This is a genomic window from Tunturiibacter gelidiferens, assembly GCF_014201335.1.
Classification (GTDB): domain Bacteria; phylum Acidobacteriota; class Terriglobia; order Terriglobales; family Acidobacteriaceae; genus Edaphobacter; species Edaphobacter lichenicola_E.
Genome location: NZ_JACHEB010000006.1, coordinates 237,740 through 258,711, shown reverse-complemented (window position 1 = coordinate 258,711; position 20,972 = coordinate 237,740). Strand labels below are relative to the sequence as shown.

Here is a 20,972-nt window from a genome sequence, read left to right as displayed (position 1 = left end):
CCTCGCCAGAAATAAGACGTTCTCGACTCATATTAGTGAGAATGACGATACTTCAGCGAGATTTCTGGCTGATCTCTTTGTTTGGTGGAGCAAAGGCGCGTAACTTGAACGAGGAAGGCAAGCAGTCGCCGTTTCCTCAGCCTCTTTCAGACAGAGAGTTCGCATCGATCTTTGACAGAGATTCGAGGAGATGTTTTGTATACAAACCACTTGCTACAAACCTCGCTCCATCCCTCATCATCATCAGGAGTACCTGTTCGCCATCTTTATCGATACACGTAACCTCGTCAAGATCGACGACACGATTCTGTGCTGGCCGACGATCTTGACCGACTCGCCAACTTTCGGTCAGCTCCTCTAAAAACGATGATGTCATCCGACCTTGAAGCACCCAGCGTTGCTCCGATGAATCCTCGGTCATCGTGATTCGTAACATCTTGCTCGTCCTTACAAACCGTTGTGTCGGTGAGGGGCCTCCGGTTGCGAACTACATGACTGGTTCTACGGTCTGAATTGCAAGGGACCGAGGGCCGAGGCATAGTTTGCTCCCCCGGATACATCCCAAGCTCGCTAACTTCGTCCCTGAGATTCATTGCTGCTAGCAATCCGCATTCCTAAAATGGTATGAGTCACTATCTTTGGTGGCAGAAGCTATTTACATCGATACATACCGTCCATGCTCTCGGAAGGCATGCCGATAAGTTGGCAGCATGCCAAAGCGTTGGCACAAATATGGTGGATTTCTTCAGGATTTTCTGGGACGCGAGATTCCCAATTTCTGCATGCGAAACTGCAGGGTGGGACGCTTTAATCCGAGTCGTGCGGCAGCGCCATTCGGCCCTGCGAAAACCCAGTTGGTTTGCTCCAGGATCGATAAGATATGCTTTCGTTCGATCTCTTCCAGGGTCGTGGCTCCATTCGTTTGGACGCTCATTTCGGCGTTTTTCAACTTCAGGCCGTCCAGCGGCACCAGAAGTTCTGGGCCCTTCGACAGGATGACCGCCCGCTCGATGACATTTTGGAGCTCACGAATATTTCCGGGCCACGGATAGCTGACCATTGCATTCATAGTCTCCGTTGAAATCGTGTCAATCTCTTTAGACATGTTGCGCGCAAAATGTTGTGCGAAGTGTCTCACGAGAAAGGGTATATCTTCCTTGCGTTCTCTAAGGGGCGGGACGTGGATGGGGAAGACATTTAGTCGATAAAACAAATCGGACCGGAAAGTCTGTTCTTCCACCATCGCGTTGAGATTGCGGTTTGTCGCTGCGATCAAACGCGCATCTGTGCGTAAGGTGCGCGAGTTTCCCAACCGTTCGAACTCTCGTTCCTGCAGGACACGAAGCAGCTTCGGCTGGAGTTCCAGTGGAATCTCACTCACTTCATCGAGAAATATGGTCCCTTGCGACGCCAACTCGAATCGGCCCATTCTTTGTGCGATTGCGCCAGTAAATGCCCCTTTTTCATGTCCAAAGAGTTCACTCTCCAGCAAGCCGGTCGGAATCGCAGCGCAATTCAGCTTCACAAAAGGATGGGTACGGCGGCGGCTGAGGTTATGCACAGCGCGAGCGATGAGTTCCTTTCCGCTTCCTGTCTCACCCTGAATAAGAACCGTTGAATTGGTCGGCGCAACTGCTTCAACTTGGCGCAGCACCTGCCGAAGCACAGCGCTGTTCCCAATGATCTCCTCGAAGTTGAGCTCGCTGCGAATCTCATCTTCCAGATAGAGCTTCTCCTGCGTAAGCTTGTCTGAAAGCTCGGTAATGCGTCGATAGGCAAACGCATTGTCGATAGCAATAGCTACTTGACCTGCGATTTGCGAGAGAAACTCAACATCCTCTCGCAGGAACGCGCTCTTCTGTGCCCTGACTAAACAAAGGACACCTAACACATTCCTGCAGCGAAGCAGCGGAAGCAAGCAGATACTGATCGAGCCCTCTCCATGGCGGACGATGTTGCCAAAGCCCGATTGGCTCCCTTCTTCAAGATCTCCAATCCAAGGCTTTCCGGAGCGAAAGACCTGCCCAGCGAGCGACCCTTCGAGTGGCTTCGACAGATCCTGAAGCAACTCGCCTTTCCCATCTGGAAAATCCACCGCATAAAGTAGAAGATGCTCAGCTGTTGCATCAGGCAGGATCACCGCCACGCCTTCCAGCCGCATGGTCTTGCGAATATTTGGCGAAACTGAACGGAGCATCTCCCCCAAGTCCAGATTGGACACAACGCTATTGTTAAGATCGAGAAAAAGATTGAGCTTCGTTTGTTCGCTCGCCAGCTGAGCTCTAGCAGCCTCTGAGTGTGCGAGGTTTAGCCTGTCATCGATTGCTAACCCGACATAATCCGCCAGGAGAAAGAGAAGGCTAACCTCCTTCTCAGAAAAGCCATCATCTTGCTTTTTAGCAAAGCAGATAGCTCCCAGTCCACAGGGTGTTCTATCGAGAGGAAGAAGGCAAAGCGACTGGTTTCCGTGTGCTCGGAAGAATCGAAAGACGGCAGGAAATCTAGCTTCCTGATCTAGGGACGTGACGACCGCTGGCTGCGGGTGTCCAGACAAAAACTCCTCGATTTCAGCTCGCCATTGCGGCAACTCGGGTTGGAGATTGATTGTGAGCCCGTCAGCGTCGACCGCATACCATGATGAATCGCCGCCATTTACATGAATCAAAGCGATGGTATTTGAACCTGTGACGGAGGATAGTTCTGCGGGCAGGGAACACAGAAGTCGCTCGGGATCGCGATACGCATCGAGACTTCGTGCGAAGCGCAAAAGATCCCCAAGCTGTTCCACCTCTGGGGCGGTATCGACAGAGGAAACGCGGCGAAGAGGTGAACTCCTCATATCCGGCTCATAATTCCCTTCTTCCATCAATCTTTGATAGATGAAATTACAGGCGATAAGGTGGCAACCCTTTACAGCATCAACGAAAGGCACCCAGTCGGGTCGGCTTGACCACATACGACTGCCAATAGTTTGGCATACAGCCAATAAGCTGGCATTGAAAACTGTGTTTCAGCACTGCGCGACTCAGATCTCAACCGCACTCCCTTCGTCATCAATAATTTACAACGGAAGAGGTATTGATGTTTCTGGCACTTCGCTTGCTTAGGGTCAATCAACTGTACGCCTCATCTCTTGTCAATCCTAACCAGCGTATTTATTTAGGGGGAACCGGATGCATTTGGAGGAACACACCGAACCGGCACCGAGCTTCAGACTCGATGTTCCGTTGCACGACCTACTTACCAAACCCACCCCAAGCCTGCCGGGGCTACAACCCATCGGAACACCGCAGACTTTTCCCGATCCCGTGTTCCCGCAGCACCCCGAACTTCTGGCTCCAATCGATTGGAACGATACCTGGACACCCCCAGAAAAGCGCAAATGGGGCCCAGGACAGATCTATCACGCGATGCAGGGGTGGCTTTTCCCTTACATCCGTTCAAGGGTCACAGAAGGCGACTTTCACCCGCTCATTTCCTACCTCTTTACGGAGTTCAAGTGCAATCTCGACTGCCACTACTGCTGGGCTTTCGACAATAAAGTGAAGGGGATGAGTGAGGACACGGCGAAGCGATCGATTGATTGGCTTCACGGCACAGGCTGTCGGGTGCTCGCCTACATGGGAGGCGAACCTCTCCTTAGGCCTGATTTGATTCAGCGCATTACCTACTACGCGGCTAAAAAGAACTTCTGGATCTATCTCCCAACGAACGCCCGCCTCTTGCGTACTGACGTCATCGATAAATTGGCTGACGCAGGCATCTCCACCTTCAACATCGCTGTCGACGCGGTTGATTTGAAAGAAGGTCTACCGAAGGCACTCGTCCCGATACGCAAACAGTTCGACTACCTGGTTCGAAAGCAATACGGCTACGGCTATTCGGTCTTTCTCAACATCAACATCTGTCGAAACAACCTCGATGACGTTCGGCAGCTAACCGAAATAGCGCACGATAACGGTATTGCCACGGATTATCACATCAACGAATCTCCGCTTCTTGAGCAAGACGAACACTTCAAACACGCCGCCAACAACGTGACCTACATCACGAAAGACGATTGGCCGGCTGTGGAAGAGACGATTCAGTGGCTGACCGAAAAGCAGGACTCCGGATACAAGATGGTGAACTCGAACGCGCGGCTTTGGCAGATGGTCGATTTCATGAAAGGGAATCACTTCCCCTGGAACTGCCGCGCCGGGCAAAATTCAATGATTATTCGCGTCGATGGAACCTTAGCACCATGCTTCCCAATGTATACGGCCAGCTATGACTGGGGCGTGGTCGGCAATCACAAATTCGAGACCAAGCAACTCGACCATCAGAAAGAGACCTGCCAGACCCACTGCTTCTCGACGCTCAACCACATCTTGGGTTGGTGCTACAACGACCAGCGTGTTATCAAGTATTTCTTTAAGCAACTTGCGAACGGCTTCCAGGGAGCGAAGGGTCAGATGTAATGCCGAGCGATTCCCAATCATCGACACGATAAAAGAAACGACACAGTAAGCATAAGGAGATGCCAATGCCGGAGATCCAAGAGATCGTTCAGACAGACTTCGAAGTAGAGATTCAGGCTCGTATCGACGCCGAACGAGCACGTCTTCGTGCTGAAGCTGGTTTGGCACGTATGCGCGAGTTCAAGAAGCCGGTTGAACGAACGTTCACTGCGAATGAGCGCGACTATGTCACGATTCTCTTTGGTGGCCTTACATGGAAGCACGAAGAGATGATCAAAGCCGTTTTCCACGGCAGCGGCTATCGGTGCGAAAACATTCCCACTCCAGTCGTCGCCGATTTTCAAGCCGGAAAGGAGTTCGGCAATAACGGACAATGCAATCCGACCTACTTTACTGTAGGCAATCTAGTTCGTCATCTTCAAATGCTCGAACAGCAAGGCGAGACTCGTAAACAAATTATCGACAACTACGTCTTCTTCACGGCCGGTTCCTGCGGTCCATGCCGATTCGGTATGTATGAAGCAGAGTACCGATTTGCTCTTCATAACGCAGGCTTCGACGGTTTCCGCGTCTTGTTGTTCCAGCAAACAGACGGCATCAAGGCTGCGAGCGGGGAGCCCGGTCTGAAGTTCTCGGTCGATTTCGGCATGGGAATGTTAAATGCGCTCAACCTCGGGGATGTCATCAATGAACTGGTATACCAGGTGCGTCCGTTTGAGGTGAACAAAGGAGAGACCGACCGAGTCATTCAGGACTCCGTGAAGACGTTGACTGATACGCTCCGCGACCGCAAGCGCTGGCACATTATGGATGCAGCACCGACGTGGGCCAAACCTTATCTTGAGAAGAGTGGAAAGCTCGCAGGCATCAGCTGCACCCTTGGGAAGATCGGCCACAATCTATACGGCAAGGAATATGTGGATGCACTTCATACTTGTCGCGACAGCATCAATGCGATCGAAGTGGACCGTCTGCGTGTGAAGCCGGTCATCAAAATCACTGGTGAATTCTGGGCGCAGACAACGGAAGGTGACGGCAACTTCAACATGTTTGCCTTCCTCGAGAAGGAAGGTGCACAAGTCTTGGTTGAGCCGATTGCCACTTGGATCGCCTATATGATGTACGTCGCCAAAGAAGGCGCGAAGGCTCGAGCCGACGCGGAAGCTCCCTATCGCGATCCCAAGTGGTATGAGCTGAAGAAGCGTCTCGCGAACGACTTTAAAGTCTTCAAGAAGACTGGAGGACTGAGCGCAGGTAGCGCCATGTGGAATTTCTTCTATCACCGTACGATCAAACATATGGGGGACACAGCCCACCACCTAATTCCGCAGAAGGAGCTCTCCCGTCTGGCGCATCCCTTCTACCATCAACTCGCCCGCGGTGGTGAGGGTTACATGGAAGTCGGTAAAAACGTCTATTACACCGTGAACCATCTATGCCACATGGTCCTCGCTCTCAAACCGTTTGGCTGCATGCCATCCACGCAATCCGATGGAGTTCAGTCCCGAGTCGTGAACAAATACAAAGACATGATCTTCCTGCCGGTCGAGACCTCCGGTGAAGGTGAAGTGAACGCGCATAGCCGGGTTCAGATGGCGCTAGCAGAGGCTAAGGCTAAGGCGCGTGCAGAGTTCGACGGTGTATTGCAGGAGACCGGAAAGTCTCTCGAAGAGTTACGAAACTACGTCGATCAGCATCCGGCTCTCAAACAAGCGCTTTACAAGGTGCCCCATCGGAAAGGTCTTGCCGGAACCGCTGCGCAGTTCGCGTGGCATGTGAGCGATTTGATCGACAAAGATGGTGCTTATCGTCGGTCGACTCGGGTTTCCGCACGGTTACAGCGAGTCGCGTAGTCGGCGGCTGCAACTTTTGTCCACCACGTAGAAGTCGCGGAGGAAACGGGATGCAGGAATTTTGGGTTGGCCTGGATGTAGGTTCTACAACTGTTAAGGCGATTGTGGTCGATGCCGCGTCCGACAAGACCATCTGGCAGGACTATCAACGTCACGAGACCCGCCAACCAGAAAAGGTTCTCGAGTTCTTGCGTCGCATGGAGGCCGACACAGGAATCTCTCCCGCAAATACACGCATCTTTATCACGGGATCAGGTGGTGGAACAATCGCTGAGATGATCGGTGCAAAGTTCGTCCAGGAGGTTCACGCCGTCTCGCTCGCCGTAGAGAAGCTGCACCCCGAGGTGTACTCTGTCATTGAATTAGGCGGTCAGGACGCGAAGATCATTGTCTTCAAAGACGACGAAGAGACTGGGCGCAAGAAGAAGATTCCATCGATGAACGACAAGTGTGCGGGCGGAACCGGAGCGGTCATCGACAAGATCAACGCCAAGCTAAAAATTCCTGCTGTAGAACTCGCGAACCAGGGATATCACGATATCAAGCTCCACAAAGTAGCAGGGAAGTGTGGGGTTTTTGCCGAGACCGACATCAATGGTCTGCAGAAAACCGGCACGCCGCCCGACGAATTGATGGCCTCTCTCTTCGAAGCTATCGTGTTGCAAAATCTCAGTGTACTCACTCGCGGGCACACGCTACGTCCTCATGTTTTACTGCTCGGCGGCCCGAATGGTTTTATTCGTGGAATGCGCGAGGCGTGGCAGACCAACATCCCACGCATGTGGAAAGAGCGCAAGGTCGAGATCCCCGAGGGCATGGCCCCAGAAGACCTGATTAAAGTTCCTGATAACGCTCAATACTTTGCGGCGCTTGGATCGGTGGAATTCGGCAAAGAGGAAGAGCCGGCAGTGGGGCGCTATCTTGGTGTCGAAAAACTTCTCTACTACATTGATTACGGCCGAGCCGAGGAGAAGGCTATCTCTGGCGGCAAGGGACTCGTTGCGGAAGATGCAGAACTTGTTGCCTTCAAATCTGCGTACAAAAAGAAGAAGTTTATTCCGGCTGAGTTTTTTCCCGGCCAGGTCGTCTCCGGATTCGTTGGCATCGACGGTGGGTCCACCTCAACTAAGGCAGTAGTCTTGGGCAAAGACGGAGAGATTCTTTGCAAAACCTACCAGCTCTCCAACGGAAATCCGATTCAAGATACGATCGAGATGTTTGAGAAGCTGCGAGAGCAAATCGAGAGTAAAGGTGCAACTCTCGAGGTGCTAGGCGTTGGCTCGACGGGCTATGCAAAGGACATCATCAAAGATGTGCTGAATGCGGACGTGGCGCTCGTCGAAACCGTGGCCCACACTGAGTCCGCTCTGAAGTTCTATGATGACCCTCACGTCATCGTCGATGTTGGTGGGCAAGACATCAAACTCATCGTCCTGAAAGATGGCCGTGTAAAAGACTTCAAATTGAACACACAGTGCTCGGCAGGAAATGGGTACTTCCTGCAGTCGACTGTAGAAGGATTTGGCCTGAAGGTGGAGGAGTTCGCCGATCTCGCCTTCTCTGCTAAATCCATGCCATCCTTCGGATACGGATGCGCGGTCTTCATGCAGTCCGACATCGTCAACTTCCAGCGTCAGGGTTGGCGATCGGAGGAGATCCTGGCGGGTCTCGCAGATGTGCTACCCAAGAATGTCTTCCTCTATGTCGCCAGTATCCCCAATCTTGCGGCGCTCGGATCGCGTTTTGTGCTTCAGGGGGGCACACAGAATAATCTCGCTGTGGTCAAGGCCGAGGTAGATTTCATCAAATCGAGCTTCCGCGCCAATGGCAAAGAGCCGGAGATTATCGTTCACGAACACTGCGGTGAGTCCGGCGCGATCGGCGCGGCCCAGGAAGCTTTGCGTCTATGGCGCAATGGTCGGCAGACCACATTTGTTGGTCTCGAAGCAGTCGCTAATATTCGCTATCGCACTACACGAAACGAAGACACACGCTGCTACTTCTGCAAAAACAATTGTCTCCGCACCTTCATCGATGTCGATGTGACGGGGCAACAAAACTCTGAACACAACCACGTTCACGCAGTTGCCGAGGATCGCGCCGCGACTCCCGCAGAGGTTGCAGAAGTACTCAACACGTTGCCGCCACTTGAACACATCCAAGCCAATCTTCCTCCCGTCGAATCTCATGGATCTTGCAGCACGAGTGGAAGTCAGAGCTCTGCATCTGTGTTCAAGGCAAAGATAGAGCCGCTCGTTCAGATCCAACTCACGCCCGGATCAAACAAGATTGTCGAACTGCCAAAGCCAATCGAATTCCAGCCCCGCAAGACCAAGGTTCCTCTTCGAAAAGGCGAACAGCGCCTCATCATCGCGACCTGTGAAAAGGGAACTGTCGAAGACCTCGATGAGATGAAGGACATCAAAGCGGATATCGACGAGATCAAAGCCGTCAATCCCAACTACGTCGATATTGCGGCTCATGATGTCTTCCGTCAGCGTGATGTCGAGCTCGTCGCGGATGCCATGCCAAGTACCAAGGGACTCTTCATCTCGAAGACAACGAAGGAACGGGCATCACGAATGGAGCAGCGCAAGGACTTTCGTGTGGGGATTCCGCGTCTCTTGAACACATACACCTACGCTCCGTTCTTCAACGCATACTTTGCCAGCCTCGGACTGAAGTCAGAAAACATTATTTACTCTGACTACACGACACCGGAGCTATATCGCGCGGGCGCTAGCCGGGGTGCCATTGATCCCTGCTATCCGTCAAAGATCGGTATTGCACACGTCTACAACCTGCTTGCGGTCAAGCATGCGAAGAAACCTCTTAATGCGATCTGGTTCCCAATGTACGACGTCCTGCATTCGCACCTTGTAAACCTCACTGGTTCAAACGCTTGTCCGACTGTGACTGCAACGCCTGAGACGGTCAAGGCTGCATTTATGAAAGAGAGCGATATCTTTGCCGAGAACAACGTACTCTACATCGATCCGATCCTGAACCTCCAGGATGAAAGGCTCTGTGCCGATCAGATGTTCAAGACCTGGGGCCCCATTCTGGGCCTCGCCCGCGAGGAAAATGAGAGGGCCATCGCCGTCGGCTTCAAATCTTTGCAGGAGTGCGAAGCCGAAATTCGCCGACAGGCGCGAGAGACCCTCGATCAACTCGAACGCGAAGACCGCATCGGTATTGTCATGCTTGGCCGTGTCTACCATCACGACCCCGGCCTGAATCACGAGATCATGGAGGAGTTTCAAAAACTGGGTTACCCCGTATTCTCACAGAGCACGTTGCCTCTCGACGAAGATTTGTTGGACCGTCTCTTCGGTGACGAAGTTCGAGCTGGTCTAATCACACATCCACTTGACATCAGCGATGTATGGAAGAATCGTTATTCGACCAGCACCAATCACAAAGTATGGGCGGCGAAGTTCACAGCACGCCACCCGAATCTTGTTGCTCTCGAGGTCTCGAGCTTCAAGTGCGGCCACGATGCTCCAATCTACGGGGTCATAGAAGGAATCATCGAACAATCGGGCACGCCCTACTTCTCGTTCAAGGATTTGGATGAAAACAAACCCTCCGGTTCTATCCGCATCCGTGTGGAGACAATCGACTACTTCCTACGTCGCTATCGCGAGGACATCGTTAAGCGACGCACAGCTGAAGTGGGTATCGAAGCTCAACTTGCGGCCTTAGAACAATCACTTCGAACCCAGGCAGGGAATTCCTACGAGATGGCAGTGGCAGGAGACTAGTTTTCGCGAGTGTCCACTCTTGCCAGCCTAGAGATATGAACCCTAACGCTTGTTGCCAGTCACCGTTGGTATGCTGGCCGTGAATTGGTTAGCGCGATTCCCTAAACATAGTTGCACTTTCCAATATAAGGATGCCCGTGAAAGGATGGGGCATTCAGGTATAGGCATGTCGACGAAGACAAGAATTGAATCGCGCGTGGGTGCTATTGTTCTGGCTGCCGGCAGTTCCAGCCGCATGGGAGAAGCAAAGCAACTTCTCCCATTGGCCGACAGTACCGTGCTTGAGCGAACGCTTGGAAATCTTATTGGCTCCAACGTCGATGAGATTGTTCTCGTACTCGGCTCCTCGGCGGAGACGATCCGCGAACGGCTTGCAGAGTCGTCCACGAGACAACTGAGAATACTCGTGAATCCCGACTACGGTCAGGGAATGGCAACGTCACTACGGGCTGGGTTGGCCGTCTTGGATAAGAACATAAAAGCCGCGCTGATCGTGCTGGCGGATCAGCCATTCGTTCGGACGAAAACGTTCGATCGAATTATCGATCAATATCGACGATCCGATGCACAGATCGTGATCCCGATGTTTCAGGGTTTTCGCGGCAATCCTGTTCTTTTGGATCGTTCTGTCTTCCTTGAGGTTATGGCGCTTCGAGGAGATATCGGCTGCCGAGCGATCTTTGGGAATCACTTGGACAGGATAGTCAAAGAAGAAGTAAACGACGTAGGGATTCTCCTCGACATCGATAATAAGGACGACTACGAGCGACTTCGAGATTTCGGGCCGCTAGGGCCGCCTCCATCGTGGTTAGCAATGAAACTACGACACTCCGCTTCCTAGAAACTATCATTCGCGACTCGTCGTTACGGGCTCTCTCCGTGCCGTGGCGAGGCCGCCTGGCCACCAGTTCCAATCGCCTGCGATACGAAGGAGCGCGGGACCTATCACGATACGTACAAGTGTCGCGTCGATGAACACGGCAATCGCCAACGTAAATCCGATCATCTTGACCACCAGGAAATCTCCAATGGTGAAGGCCGCAAAGACCACGATCATGATTGCGGCGGCGCTCGTAATTAGGCCTGCGGTTCTAGCCATGCCCTCTGGAATCGCATCCATTTCACTGAGCCCGCTCCTTCTGGCTTCGAGAACGCGTGCGACCAGAAATACCTCATAGTCCATGCTTAATCCGAAGACGATGGCAAAGGCGACGATCGGAACAAGTGGAAACACGCTACCGGTTCCCCCAGGAACTCCCAGGAACCTGCTTCCGTGTCCGTCTTGGAAGACGAAAACTAATGCTCCGAAGGAGGCCGCGACCGACAGCAGGTTGAGTGCAATGGCCTTTAGGGCTGCGAAGATTGATCGAAAGCCACAGAGCAATGCAAGGAGCGTTCCCCCTACTACCAGCGCCGTTACCGACGGAAAGCGGTCTTTGATGATCGTTTCATAATCGGCGTTGAGTGCCGGGATGCCCCCGACGAGAAGGGTCGCTCCAGGCACGCCTGTGAGAGCTGGCGCGCCGGTCTTCCGAAGCTCCCGCACCCAAGTCACCTGGTCACGTAGGGAGACCGAACCCTTGGGTATCAGCTCAAGCAGCGCCGCCCGTCCGTCACTACTCAGAAACGTTCGACGCGTCTCTCGTGAGAGGCCATTAAGGGAAGACTGGTTGCCCTCCGCAAGCGTAGTGATAGAAATCACCCGGTCACAGCGAGGGTCGCTTGCGAGCCGCTTTGTGAGACGATCGAGCACATTCCACCCCGCGTCGGTTTGAGCGATGGAATCCGTTGGAAGTTCGAGGATGACGCGCAGCGATTCAACAACGCCGTCTCGATCCATCTGTTCGAGGGTGTGGAGCGCATGGACTGATTCCGCTGTCTTCGGAAGCCAATCCCCTCTGGGGAGACTGGTATCCAGGTGTCTGGCCTGCCAGGCGAGCAAAAGCAAAGGAGTTCCTGCCACCAGGAGGGCAATCCAAGGATGCGCGACGATCACTTTCCCCCAGCGGCGCCAGCGGTCTCCCGTACGCGCGGCCCGATCCGCATCCAGCTTTGGAGTAAAGGGTAATCGGCCAAGGTTGATCCGGGTACCGAGTAAGGCCAAGACCGCCGGAACGAGGGTATTCGTAAGCAACACACTCATTCCTGCCACCAGGAATCCCGCGATACCGATGGAACGGATTTCGCTGATCGGAACCGTCAGGAGGGCTAGAAATCCAATGGCTACCGTTGATGCTGAAATCAATAGCGTGTGACCTGCCTGACGTGCCGCGATGACCGATGCCTCGGGTCCGCTGTGCCCGGCGGAGATCGCTTCGCGAAAGCGGCTGACCATGAGGAGCGCGTAGTCGATTCCCAGGCCCAGGCCAAGCATGGTGGCTAAATTCTGAACCAGAATGGACAAGTGCCAACGCTGGGCCAGCAAACCCGTAATCGCCAGTGTGGTCGCAATCGCAAGCTGGCCGACCGCCAATGGAATGAAGGCGGCCATCAGGCTTCCAAAAGCCAATAGAAGAAGTGCGAGCGTCGCGGGGATCACCAGCCTTTCGCCCCGTTGCACGTCGGCGGCGCTGGCTTTGCGGATGTCAAAATTCAGCGGAATTTCGCCTGTAAGCTCGAGCTTCACCGCCGGATAACGGCCGCGCAGTTGATTTTCTAGAGAGCTCGCCAGCTGGTGAAGTTTCGGGACAAGCGACTCCACCGGGCCGTCGGACGAGGTGAGGCCCACCAGAACAAACGTTCCCCCTCCCCGGCCCAGAAAGATCGGATCTCGCAGGTCGAGGTAGGACACTATTCCTGAAACGCCGGGTTGATCTTTCAGTCCTGCCGCGATAGCTTCCAGGGCTTGGCCGCCTGGCTCAGTGTTCGCTGGTGGAAGTCCCTGGACGACCAGGACTACACGGTCCACAAACGGCGATCGAAAACGATCGGCCAGCTCCTGCCGGACCGTTTCAGCCTGGCTCCCTTCGACACGGGTTGCGGTCTCCAGGTGGCGCTCTGCGTGAAAAGAGAAGGGAAGAAGTGCAATGGCTGCTGCCAACACGGTCCCCGACACCCAAAAACGGCGCACATGCATAGCATTGATCATGTCATACAAGATCGTCGTAACTGAAGCTCCCGGTATCGTTTGTATACACTTGCGAGGGACTAACCTAAGATAGCTTTCTTAGGTTGCTAAACTCTCCCCGCCAGCTTAGGAGGATCAATTCGTACCTTAATGTTGCTTATACTGCTTGCCGGTTTCCAACCTGGAGTGGCGGACCCTCGCGTTGGCTCCTGGACGCTCATTTCCGCGCAGTCGAGTCTGGATCCTCCGAACCGGCTCTCCATCACACCTCTGCATGACGGTGTGCATGTAGTCATGTCAGGAGAAAGCCGCCTTGATTTCACCGCGAATTGGAGCGGACACGAGTCGTCCGCACCCGGTAATCTCGGGTTCAATCAAATCGGGCTGCGCAGGATTGATAAAAGGCAGGCGGAGGTGAAAGAAATAAAAGATGGGACTACTGTCGCGACGATTCGGGAAAAACTTTCGAATGATGGAAATGAGCTGACGACCACGACTACGGCTGCGGGCAAAGCCGTTCAGATCACCGTGTGGACGCGAATCGGAGGGGCGAAGGTCGCCAACAACCTGTTCGCAGGCGAGTGGACACAAGATCTCAGCAAGACCCGTTTGCGGCAAGGTTCGGTGCTGAAAATCGAGCCGGACGGAAGCGGTGGGATCCGTTTTCTGGGCGATTTCGGCTATACCGCACGTTTTGACGGAAAGCAATATGATCTGAAGAACTCGCGCAACGATACAGTGACCCTTGAACTTGTCGATCCTCACACGGTGGATGCGATCTATCGGCGGGACAATCAAGTCACTCAAAAGGACAGGTGGGTGATCTCCGCGGACGGGCAACAGATGACATTATCCACCGCTGGCTCGTTGGAAACGGGCCAGCGGCTAACAGAGAAGCTCTTGTTTAAGAAGCAGTAGCGGATAATGCATCTGGTAACGCTTCGGAGCAGTCCAGAATCGGATTGCCCGCTGGAACCTCATCGGCTTCACGAGGAGTGATCGAAATAATCCCCTTGCGATACATGAATTTCAGAATGCCATTGACCGTATCTTCCAGTGACGGGTCCGCTTTGCCCCACACGGAGGCATCACGGGCCATCTGATAAGAAGAGTTGTCATAGCGTTTGAACTCCATCGATGAGATGTTGTCGACAGAACCGACCAGAAAATCCAGAAGCGGGAAGAGAAGATCTTCTTTGCGGCATCTCCGGATTAGTTCGGGAACGAAATCGGGAAGGCTGTATGCTTCGAATTGCCGGCCTGTCGCCTGGGTAATCAGCCCAGTGATATCCATCATGTTGGAATAGTCGTCGCGCACGATGTGGTACGTCTTGTTGGCCGTGCCCGGCGTGGTGGAGATTGCAACGATGTTGTTTGCCACGATGTCGGCCGGAACAAAGCTGACCTGATTGAGCGTATCGACGCCAATGCCGTGGTTGACCATAAAAGCGACTAACCGAACAGCGATATCGAAGTTGTTGCCTCCTCCGGCCACCGAGGGGCTGACGAGAGCCGGCCGGAAGACACGCGCAGAAAGTCCCCGTCTGCGGGCGTCGAAGACCACCTGTTCCGCTACCCATTTCGATTGGCTGTAGCCGAAATCGAGCAGCTCCATGTCTTCGTTATGGTCGGTTTCATACAGGACGGATTTGACCGCCCAGCCGAATACGAAGGTCGTCGAGACGTAATTGAACTCTTTGGGTCGTCCCTCGAAGGCCAATCTCACGACCTCATTGGTTCCCAGCACGTTTGCGTCGCGCATCAAGTCGTAGTTGAACAGGTAGTTCACGGTTGCACCGTTATGGAACACCGTGTCAATCTCACTTGCGAGGAGATCCCACACGTCCTGGGTGAGGCCCAAATTTGGCTGCCCCAGATCGCCGCAGACGGGGATCACGCGGTCCTCGAACATCTCCATCAGCTCTGCCTCGCATGGGCCCATTGACTCCATCGCGGCTCTCAGTCTTTGCCGGCCCTGATTTTCGTCGGAAGACCTGACAAGAACATGGATCTTAGCCCGTGTCTGTTCCAGCAGGCTCTTCATAAGGAATGGCCCAATGAAGCCGGTCCCGCCCGTGAGCAACACGTGACTCGGCATTGGTGTGTCGGGCACGGGCGCAGGCACCGGAGGCTCGAAGACGAGCTTACGGTCGTTGGTCATCATCTCCTTCTCGGCGGCGCTCTGCTCTTCGCGGAAGGCCGCAAGGGAATGACGTAAATGAACGATTGCCTCTTCGGGAGCGTTCTCCAGCATCTCTGCCAGTCCGAAGAGCTCTGCTACGCTGACACGCTGAATGACACCTATATCTACTTGCCGCGCCAGCACCTCGGCGCCTTTGTCTTTCAGGAGTTCCTTGAGCTCATGCATGAAGACGACAAGATCCAGAGAATCCAGGCCGGCTTCGACGAGGTTGTACGACTCCTGACCTGTCAGGTTGTAGCGGGCCTTCAATTCGGCGAAAGAGGAATTGGCGTGGGCTTCGGAGGCGCAGTTGCCGGCGTCCTTTTCCCGCGAAAAGTCGGAGAGAACGGTGAACTCACCTTGCAGCCACATCTGCTTGGTCTTATGGCGCATGATCTTCCCCGAACTCGTTCTCGGGATCGCGCGTGGCGCGATGAGGGAGATGACGGCCACTTCTACGTTGAGATAGTTTCGGACTGCGGCAGCAATCTTTCGTGCTTCAGGAATGGACCTGGGATTTTTAACTTCGGCGACGATTGCCAGCGCAGGCTCGCTGTCTTCCTGAATCTGGAATGCGGCGACGCAGTTGTGCCTGATCAGACCGGACGATTTCTCGACGACGTTCTCAATGTCATGCGGGTAATAGTTCTGCCCGCGGAGAATGATCATGTCCTTGATGCGGCTGCAGACGTAGAGCTCGCCATCGTGGAAGAATCCTATGTCTCCAGTACGGAGGTATCCGTCGTCGTAGGGGGTATCGTCAACAAGCCGCGCCCGAAACTGCTTCAAAGTCAATTCCGGATTATTCCAATAACCCAGGCACTTACCGCTGCCGGCGACCCAAATTTCGCCGATGCGGTCCGGCTTAAGGACGAAATGTCCCTCCGGATCCACGATCTTCACGTCGAGACCGGGAAGTGGAGTTCCGCAGCTGACAATTTGCGTGGCCCCGTCAATTTCAGAGACCTCAGTCGTCATGCGGGCCTTCCCCAGAGCAAGGGCACGCTTGTTGACCGAGACGATGTTGCGACCGCCGAGGGTGACCGCCAGAGTATTCTCAGCCAACCCGTAGGCGACGTAGAAACTCTCGGACTTGAGTCCATAAGACTGAAACGCTTCCAGAAACCGGGTGTAGGTATCCGCCTTTACAGGTTCGGCAGCGCACATTAAGACGCGAAGCGAGCTGAGATCACACGCTTCGAGGCTATCTTTGGAAAGCCTCCCGGCGCGCAGGCAATAGTCGTAAGCGAAGTTGGGTGCAGCGGTCGCGGTGGCACGGTAGGTGGTGATCGCATCGAACCACAGGATCGGCCGCTGAATGAAATCCATGGGAGCGAACCCGTACGTCGTGCCGCCTTTCAGCGCCGGATAGAGGTAGCACCCGATCAGCCCCATATCGTGATACTGCGGAAGCCAGGAAACGACGACCGGGGAGGGATGGTTGATCACAAGCGAATAGGTATTCAGGATGTTTTCGTGAGTGACGATCACGCCTTTAGGTTCCATCGTGGAGCCCGACGTGTACTGGAGAAATAAGATCTTCGAAGAATCTATGACTAGATCAAAAGCGATCGTCTCTACGAAATCTTCCGTGGGGATCCATGGGAGACCGGAGATGTAGTCTACGTCAACGCCAGACGCGGAAACCCCGCTTCTGGCTAGATTCGTCTTGAGGGATGCGTGATAGTCTCTGCTCGTCAGGATCCCAGCTGCCTGGCAATCCTTCGCGATGTGGACCATCTTGTATAGGGCGCTCTGGAAGCCACGCGAACTGGGTGGATAAACCGGAACAGGTATCAATCCAGCGCGCACGCAGCCAAAGAATGCGCAGATCATTTCGAGTCCGGGCGGGTAGGCAAGCAGAAGTCGGTCGCCTGACGCGAAACGACCTCCTTTCCGCAAATGCCCGGCAATCGCCTGAGCCCGGCGAAGAAATGACGCGTAGGTGTAGCTTTCGATCGGATCACCGTTTACGTCGAGATACGAATAAAGGAGTTTGTCCGGGTGCTCATCTGCCAGCCTGTCCAGGTGGCTTAAAATCGACGCCTTCATCAATCAGCGATCCTCCAAGGTTGAATAGAACGCAAGTCAGTAAACGAAACATCCCTCCCCAGGGAGCGCGATGAAACACAATTGAGTCTGAAATGCAGAGCTCCATTGTGAGCCGACTGTGAGCATATACGCGTAATTTCTTCTCGGCATAAGCGTCGCTCGGCTCGCTGGGGCGCGGATGTTCTCCTTTTTGGCCGCACACGACGCGAAGGGGACTTGCGGAACTCCGCCGAGCTTCTATGGCTCATGCAGGAGCCCCATTCGTTACAGATCATTGGTGAATATATGTTAGCAAAGTATTGCGGCAATGCGATGTGTCATCGCTGCCACGTATGTGGCACGGCACCCGGGCGCGTTGTCCGTTCCGAATTCACTTGATTGTCCTTATGGGCTCAAACTAGAATCATTCTGCGAGGCAGTCGGCGGCGCGACAACGATTTCGCTGCGGGTCAGGCCACAGACGCGACGTAGGCGTCCGGCCATTTACGATGATCGCGGAGGAGCCGGGTGACGTTCGAAACCGAAGCGATGATCGCTCAAGAGCCGGAAACGGCGGATCTTGTACCACCCGAAGCCCCAGTAGTGCCGATTTTCGAACCAGTTGGCGGGTCATCCTTCCCGAAAGTCTTACGCCGTCGTCTGGACAGTTTTTTTGCTGATCCGAGGATTTCTCCCAAAGCGGACCGTGCAATGTGGGTCAAGATCGCCGTGGGGCTGGCAGTGCTCGTGGGCACGTGGGTTGTTCTGTATACGTTTAGGCCCAACTCCTTGAGGTTTGTTGCTATCTACCTTTTGGGGGGCCTCGCACAGACTTTTCTTTTGCTGAACATAGCCCACGACAGCAATCACAACGCGATCTCGTCCCGGCCACTCGTCAACAAAACCCTAAATTATGTGTTCGATCTGTGCGGAATCAGCTCGTATATGTGGCGAATCCTCCATCATCGGGGCCATCACTCCTGCATCAATCTGCATGGCGAAGATGATGCGCTCTCCGGGCGCGGCATCTTTCGCTTTACACCCTACGAGTCCCGTGCGCCATGGCACCGGTTCCAGCACATCTACGCGTTGTTCCTGTACGCGATGTTTTCTCTAGACTACGTGTTCGTTAGAGACTTCCAGCACTTTTTCCTCCCGACACACGGATATCTAAAACGTACTAAGCACCCGCTGCGTGAATACGCTACTCTCTTTGCAGGCAAGGCCTTTTACCTCACTTATATGCTTGTCTTGCCGGTGATGGTGCTGGGAAAATCGCCTCTACTGGTTGCCGGGGCGTTCCTTCTAGTCCATTTGATCGTGGGATTATCCGTAACGCTCGTATTCCAGACGACGCATACCATCGACAGCACCTACTTTCCCGCAGACCGTAGCGAGTTTGACAATGGCGTGTATCACATCTTTGCGACAACTGCGGATTATGCGACAGAAAACCCGCTAGTGGCTTGGCTCACGGGCGGACTGAACCATCATATCGCCCACCACCTGTGTCCTTTCGTGTGCCATACTCACTACGCTCCGCTGACCAGAATCGTCAAGGAGACCGCCGAGGAGTTCGGGGTCCCCTATCGGCAGCACACGACCATGACCCAGGCAATCCGGCACCATCTAATACTTTTGAAGCAATTGGGGAACGAAAACTGATTCTGTTTTATCTTTTACCTATGGCCTCGCTATTCCTTCCTCCAAGTGACGTGAAGTTTCCCGCGATTCAATGCAGGTACCAGGAAGGCACGGTATGACCACATCTACGCCTATCCCCGCCGTTTCCCGATTTCGCAGCTTTGCTGACTCTGTAGCAATGGCTCGGAATCCTGTGCCGGTTTTGGCCAGATATAACGAAACTTTCGGCGACACCTTTCGGTTTTACTTGGGTGGTCTCAAGGAGGCGATCGTTACTATCGATCCCGCCATCATTCAGCACGTGTTGAAGACCAATGCGGAGAACTATCAAAAATCTGAGATTCAAGTAAAACGGATGGGCCACTTCCTTGGGAAAGGTCTTCTCACGACCCACGGAGAGGCCTGGCGCACCCAGCGGCGTCTCATCCAGAAGGGCTTCGATCGAAAGCAACTCGATGCGCTGTCCTCGATCATGCAGGACTCCCTTGCTGAATCACTCCTTGATTTCGACAGACAGATCCACGACGGCCCTGTCGACATCTACCCCCAGCTAATGAAGATTACCTTCGCGATGGTCGCCAGATCACTGTTTGGCGCGTCCTTGAAGCACGAAGACATCGATCTAGTCAGCTACACCATCTGCACTGTTCAGGAATTCATCGTTCGGCAGACCCTTCAGCCCTATCTGAATCCCTGGTTCGCCGCCTCGGGCGAACTGCGCCGGCACGAAGAGATGCGTACCCGCGCAGACGCCGTCCTGATGGAATACATCAAGCGACGCCGCAAGGAACCGCCTCGTCCCGATCTGCTGCAGACTTTGATGGATGCGCGTTACACCGATGGCGAAGGTATGCCCGACGAGCTCATCCTGAGCGAGAGCATGCAACTTCTGGTCGCTGGCCATGAAACATCGTCGAATGCGTTATCGTGGCTTCTTTATCTCTTGAGCTCGCGTCCGGATTGTCTCGAAAAGATGCGACAGGAGTTTGATTCCGTTCTCGGCGATGAACCTCTGAGCCATGGCCACGTCCCAAAGTTCGAGTTTGCGACTCAGGTCATTCAGGAAGCGCTCCGCCTCTATCCACCGTTCTGGATGATTGACCGCATGGCTGTTGCAGACGACCGCGTAGGTGACGTCGCGATACCCCGCGGATCGATGGTCATTGTGTATGTGTACGGCGCGCACCATGCTCCGCGCAACTGGAAAGATCCTGAGGTTTTCGACACCGAGCGTTTCGTTAAAGCGAACGATAAGCTGCGAACGCCTTTTACCTACCTTCCCTTCGGCGGCGGTCCGAGAGGTTGTATCGGCGGAAATTATGCGATGCTGCAAATCCTCATGATCTTGAGCGATCTGCTCAGAAAATACGACTTCCAGCTGACTCCCGGTCAAACGATCGAAGCTCGCCCAATGGTGATTCTGCGGCCAAAGCACGGAATTCGTATGACGTTCACCAATGCTGTCACGTCTGCCCCGCGCATCACGACTTTAGTATAGGGGTATTTCAGAAGTCTGTCTGAGGCCATGGACGCTGATTGAAGTCTCGACAATGTGAATTGTCGGGGCGCTTTGCGGGCAGGGAAGCAGTGATCTTCTGGTGAATCTTTCACAGTTCGTGTGCGCAGCTCCTCGCTAATACGTGTTACAACCGGGTCCGGTGAATATTCATAATGTCGTTACAGTCGTTTCGACGGATGAGGTTCAACTATGCGCACACATCGAAGGCCGCAAGTCGGCGATATCGTCACCGCTTACCGCATCAGGTACCCATTCAAAATTTGCAAGATTTTCGACGAGTTAGAGGGCGTTGTGCTGGAGTATCCAAATGGTGAATTCACGCGACTGATGCCACTCGATGCAATTGAATACTCGGAAGAGGCGGCGAAGCGCCGCTGGATCTCATTGACGCAGCCGCACAGTATTCAGAGGCTTAGATGCGCAAATTAGTCATGAAGCCTCATGCGCTTGGT

Annotated in this window: 11 protein-coding genes; 8 read left to right on the top strand and 3 right to left on the bottom strand. The window is 53.9% G+C overall.

Translation table 11 applies throughout. The features are described 5' to 3' along the window. Positions 1-190 precede the first annotated feature (190 nt). Positions 191-361 carry a hypothetical protein gene (locus HDF14_RS14310; protein WP_183977836.1) on the top strand — a complete coding sequence of 57 codons (171 nt, stop codon included), beginning with the start codon at positions 191-193 and terminating at the stop codon, positions 359-361. Between the two features lie 384 nt (positions 362-745). Here HDF14_RS14310 and HDF14_RS14305 read toward each other — a convergent pair whose 3' ends face one another. After that, positions 746-2,839 carry a sigma 54-interacting transcriptional regulator gene (locus HDF14_RS14305; RefSeq protein ID WP_260698281.1) on the bottom strand — a complete coding sequence of 698 codons (2,094 nt, stop codon included), beginning with the start codon at positions 2,837-2,839 and terminating at the stop codon, positions 746-748. Between the two features lie 334 nt (positions 2,840-3,173). On the opposite strand from HDF14_RS14305, the gene HDF14_RS14300 reads away from it, so the two are divergent. The 4 genes from HDF14_RS14300 to HDF14_RS14280 all read left to right on the top strand — a co-directional run bounded on the left by HDF14_RS14300 (position 3,174) and on the right by HDF14_RS14280 (position 10,918). Continuing rightward, complete coding sequence (locus HDF14_RS14300) at positions 3,174-4,460, top strand: radical SAM protein (protein WP_183977834.1); 1,287 nt, start codon at positions 3,174-3,176, stop codon at positions 4,458-4,460. A 65-nt stretch (positions 4,461-4,525) separates the two neighbouring features. After that, positions 4,526-6,313, top strand: a complete 1,788-nt coding sequence (locus HDF14_RS14295) for an activator of (R)-2-hydroxyglutaryl-CoA dehydratase (protein WP_183977832.1) — start codon at positions 4,526-4,528, stop codon at positions 6,311-6,313. 50 nt (positions 6,314-6,363) lie between these two features. Then, on the top strand, positions 6,364-10,077 hold the full coding sequence (locus HDF14_RS26065) for a BadF/BadG/BcrA/BcrD ATPase family protein (protein ID WP_221304694.1): 3,714 nt from the start codon (positions 6,364-6,366) through the stop codon (positions 10,075-10,077). Positions 10,078-10,243: 166 nt separating this feature from the next. After that, positions 10,244-10,918, top strand: a complete 675-nt coding sequence (locus HDF14_RS14280; protein WP_183977830.1) for a nucleotidyltransferase family protein — start codon at positions 10,244-10,246, stop codon at positions 10,916-10,918. Between the two features lie 6 nt (positions 10,919-10,924). Here HDF14_RS14280 and HDF14_RS14275 read toward each other — a convergent pair whose 3' ends face one another. Next, positions 10,925-13,117, bottom strand: a complete 2,193-nt coding sequence (locus tag HDF14_RS14275; RefSeq protein WP_183977828.1) for an MMPL family transporter — start codon at positions 13,115-13,117, stop codon at positions 10,925-10,927. A 177-nt stretch (positions 13,118-13,294) separates the two neighbouring features. Between HDF14_RS14275 and HDF14_RS14270 the strand changes: the two genes are divergently transcribed. After that, entirely contained in the window at positions 13,295-14,062 is a 768-nt protein-coding gene (locus HDF14_RS14270; protein WP_183977826.1) for a hypothetical protein, read from the top strand. Here HDF14_RS14270 and HDF14_RS14265 read toward each other — a convergent pair. Continuing rightward, positions 14,049-17,378 carry a fatty acyl-AMP ligase gene (locus HDF14_RS14265; RefSeq protein ID WP_183977824.1) on the bottom strand — a complete coding sequence of 1,110 codons (3,330 nt, stop codon included), beginning with the start codon at positions 17,376-17,378 and terminating at the stop codon, positions 14,049-14,051. The two genes, HDF14_RS14270 and HDF14_RS14265, sit on opposite strands and share 14 nt — an antisense overlap. A 528-nt stretch (positions 17,379-17,906) precedes the next feature. On the opposite strand from HDF14_RS14265, the gene HDF14_RS14260 reads away from it, so the two are divergent. Together HDF14_RS14260 and HDF14_RS14255 are read left to right on the top strand one after the other, a co-directional pair. Further along, on the top strand, positions 17,907-19,022 hold the full coding sequence (locus HDF14_RS14260; protein WP_183977816.1) for a fatty acid desaturase family protein: 1,116 nt from the start codon (positions 17,907-17,909) through the stop codon (positions 19,020-19,022). 94 nt (positions 19,023-19,116) lie between these two features. After that, positions 19,117-20,499 carry a cytochrome P450 gene (locus tag HDF14_RS14255; RefSeq protein WP_183977814.1) on the top strand — a complete coding sequence of 461 codons (1,383 nt, stop codon included), beginning with the start codon at positions 19,117-19,119 and terminating at the stop codon, positions 20,497-20,499. The last annotated feature ends 473 nt before the right edge of the window (positions 20,500-20,972 follow it).

Coding starts and splice junctions, on each gene's coding strand:
- HDF14_RS26065 (WP_221304694.1), top strand. CDS start 6,364: ATGCAGGAATTTTGGGTTGGCCTGGATGTAGGTTCTACAACTGTTAAG.
- HDF14_RS14295 (WP_183977832.1), top strand. CDS start 4,526: ATGCCGGAGATCCAAGAGATCGTTCAGACAGACTTCGAAGTAGAGATT.
- HDF14_RS14280 (WP_183977830.1), top strand. CDS start 10,244: ATGTCGACGAAGACAAGAATTGAATCGCGCGTGGGTGCTATTGTTCTG.
- HDF14_RS14305 (WP_260698281.1), bottom strand. CDS start 2,839: ATGAGGAGTTCACCTCTTCGCCGCGTTTCCTCTGTCGATACCGCCCCA.
- HDF14_RS14265 (WP_183977824.1), bottom strand. CDS start 17,378: ATGAAGGCGTCGATTTTAAGCCACCTGGACAGGCTGGCAGATGAGCAC.
- HDF14_RS14310 (WP_183977836.1), top strand. CDS start 191: ATGTTTTGTATACAAACCACTTGCTACAAACCTCGCTCCATCCCTCAT.
- HDF14_RS14260 (WP_183977816.1), top strand. CDS start 17,907: ATGATCGCTCAAGAGCCGGAAACGGCGGATCTTGTACCACCCGAAGCC.
- HDF14_RS14300 (WP_183977834.1), top strand. CDS start 3,174: ATGCATTTGGAGGAACACACCGAACCGGCACCGAGCTTCAGACTCGAT.
- HDF14_RS14270 (WP_183977826.1), top strand. CDS start 13,295: ATGTTGCTTATACTGCTTGCCGGTTTCCAACCTGGAGTGGCGGACCCT.
- HDF14_RS14255 (WP_183977814.1), top strand. CDS start 19,117: ATGACCACATCTACGCCTATCCCCGCCGTTTCCCGATTTCGCAGCTTT.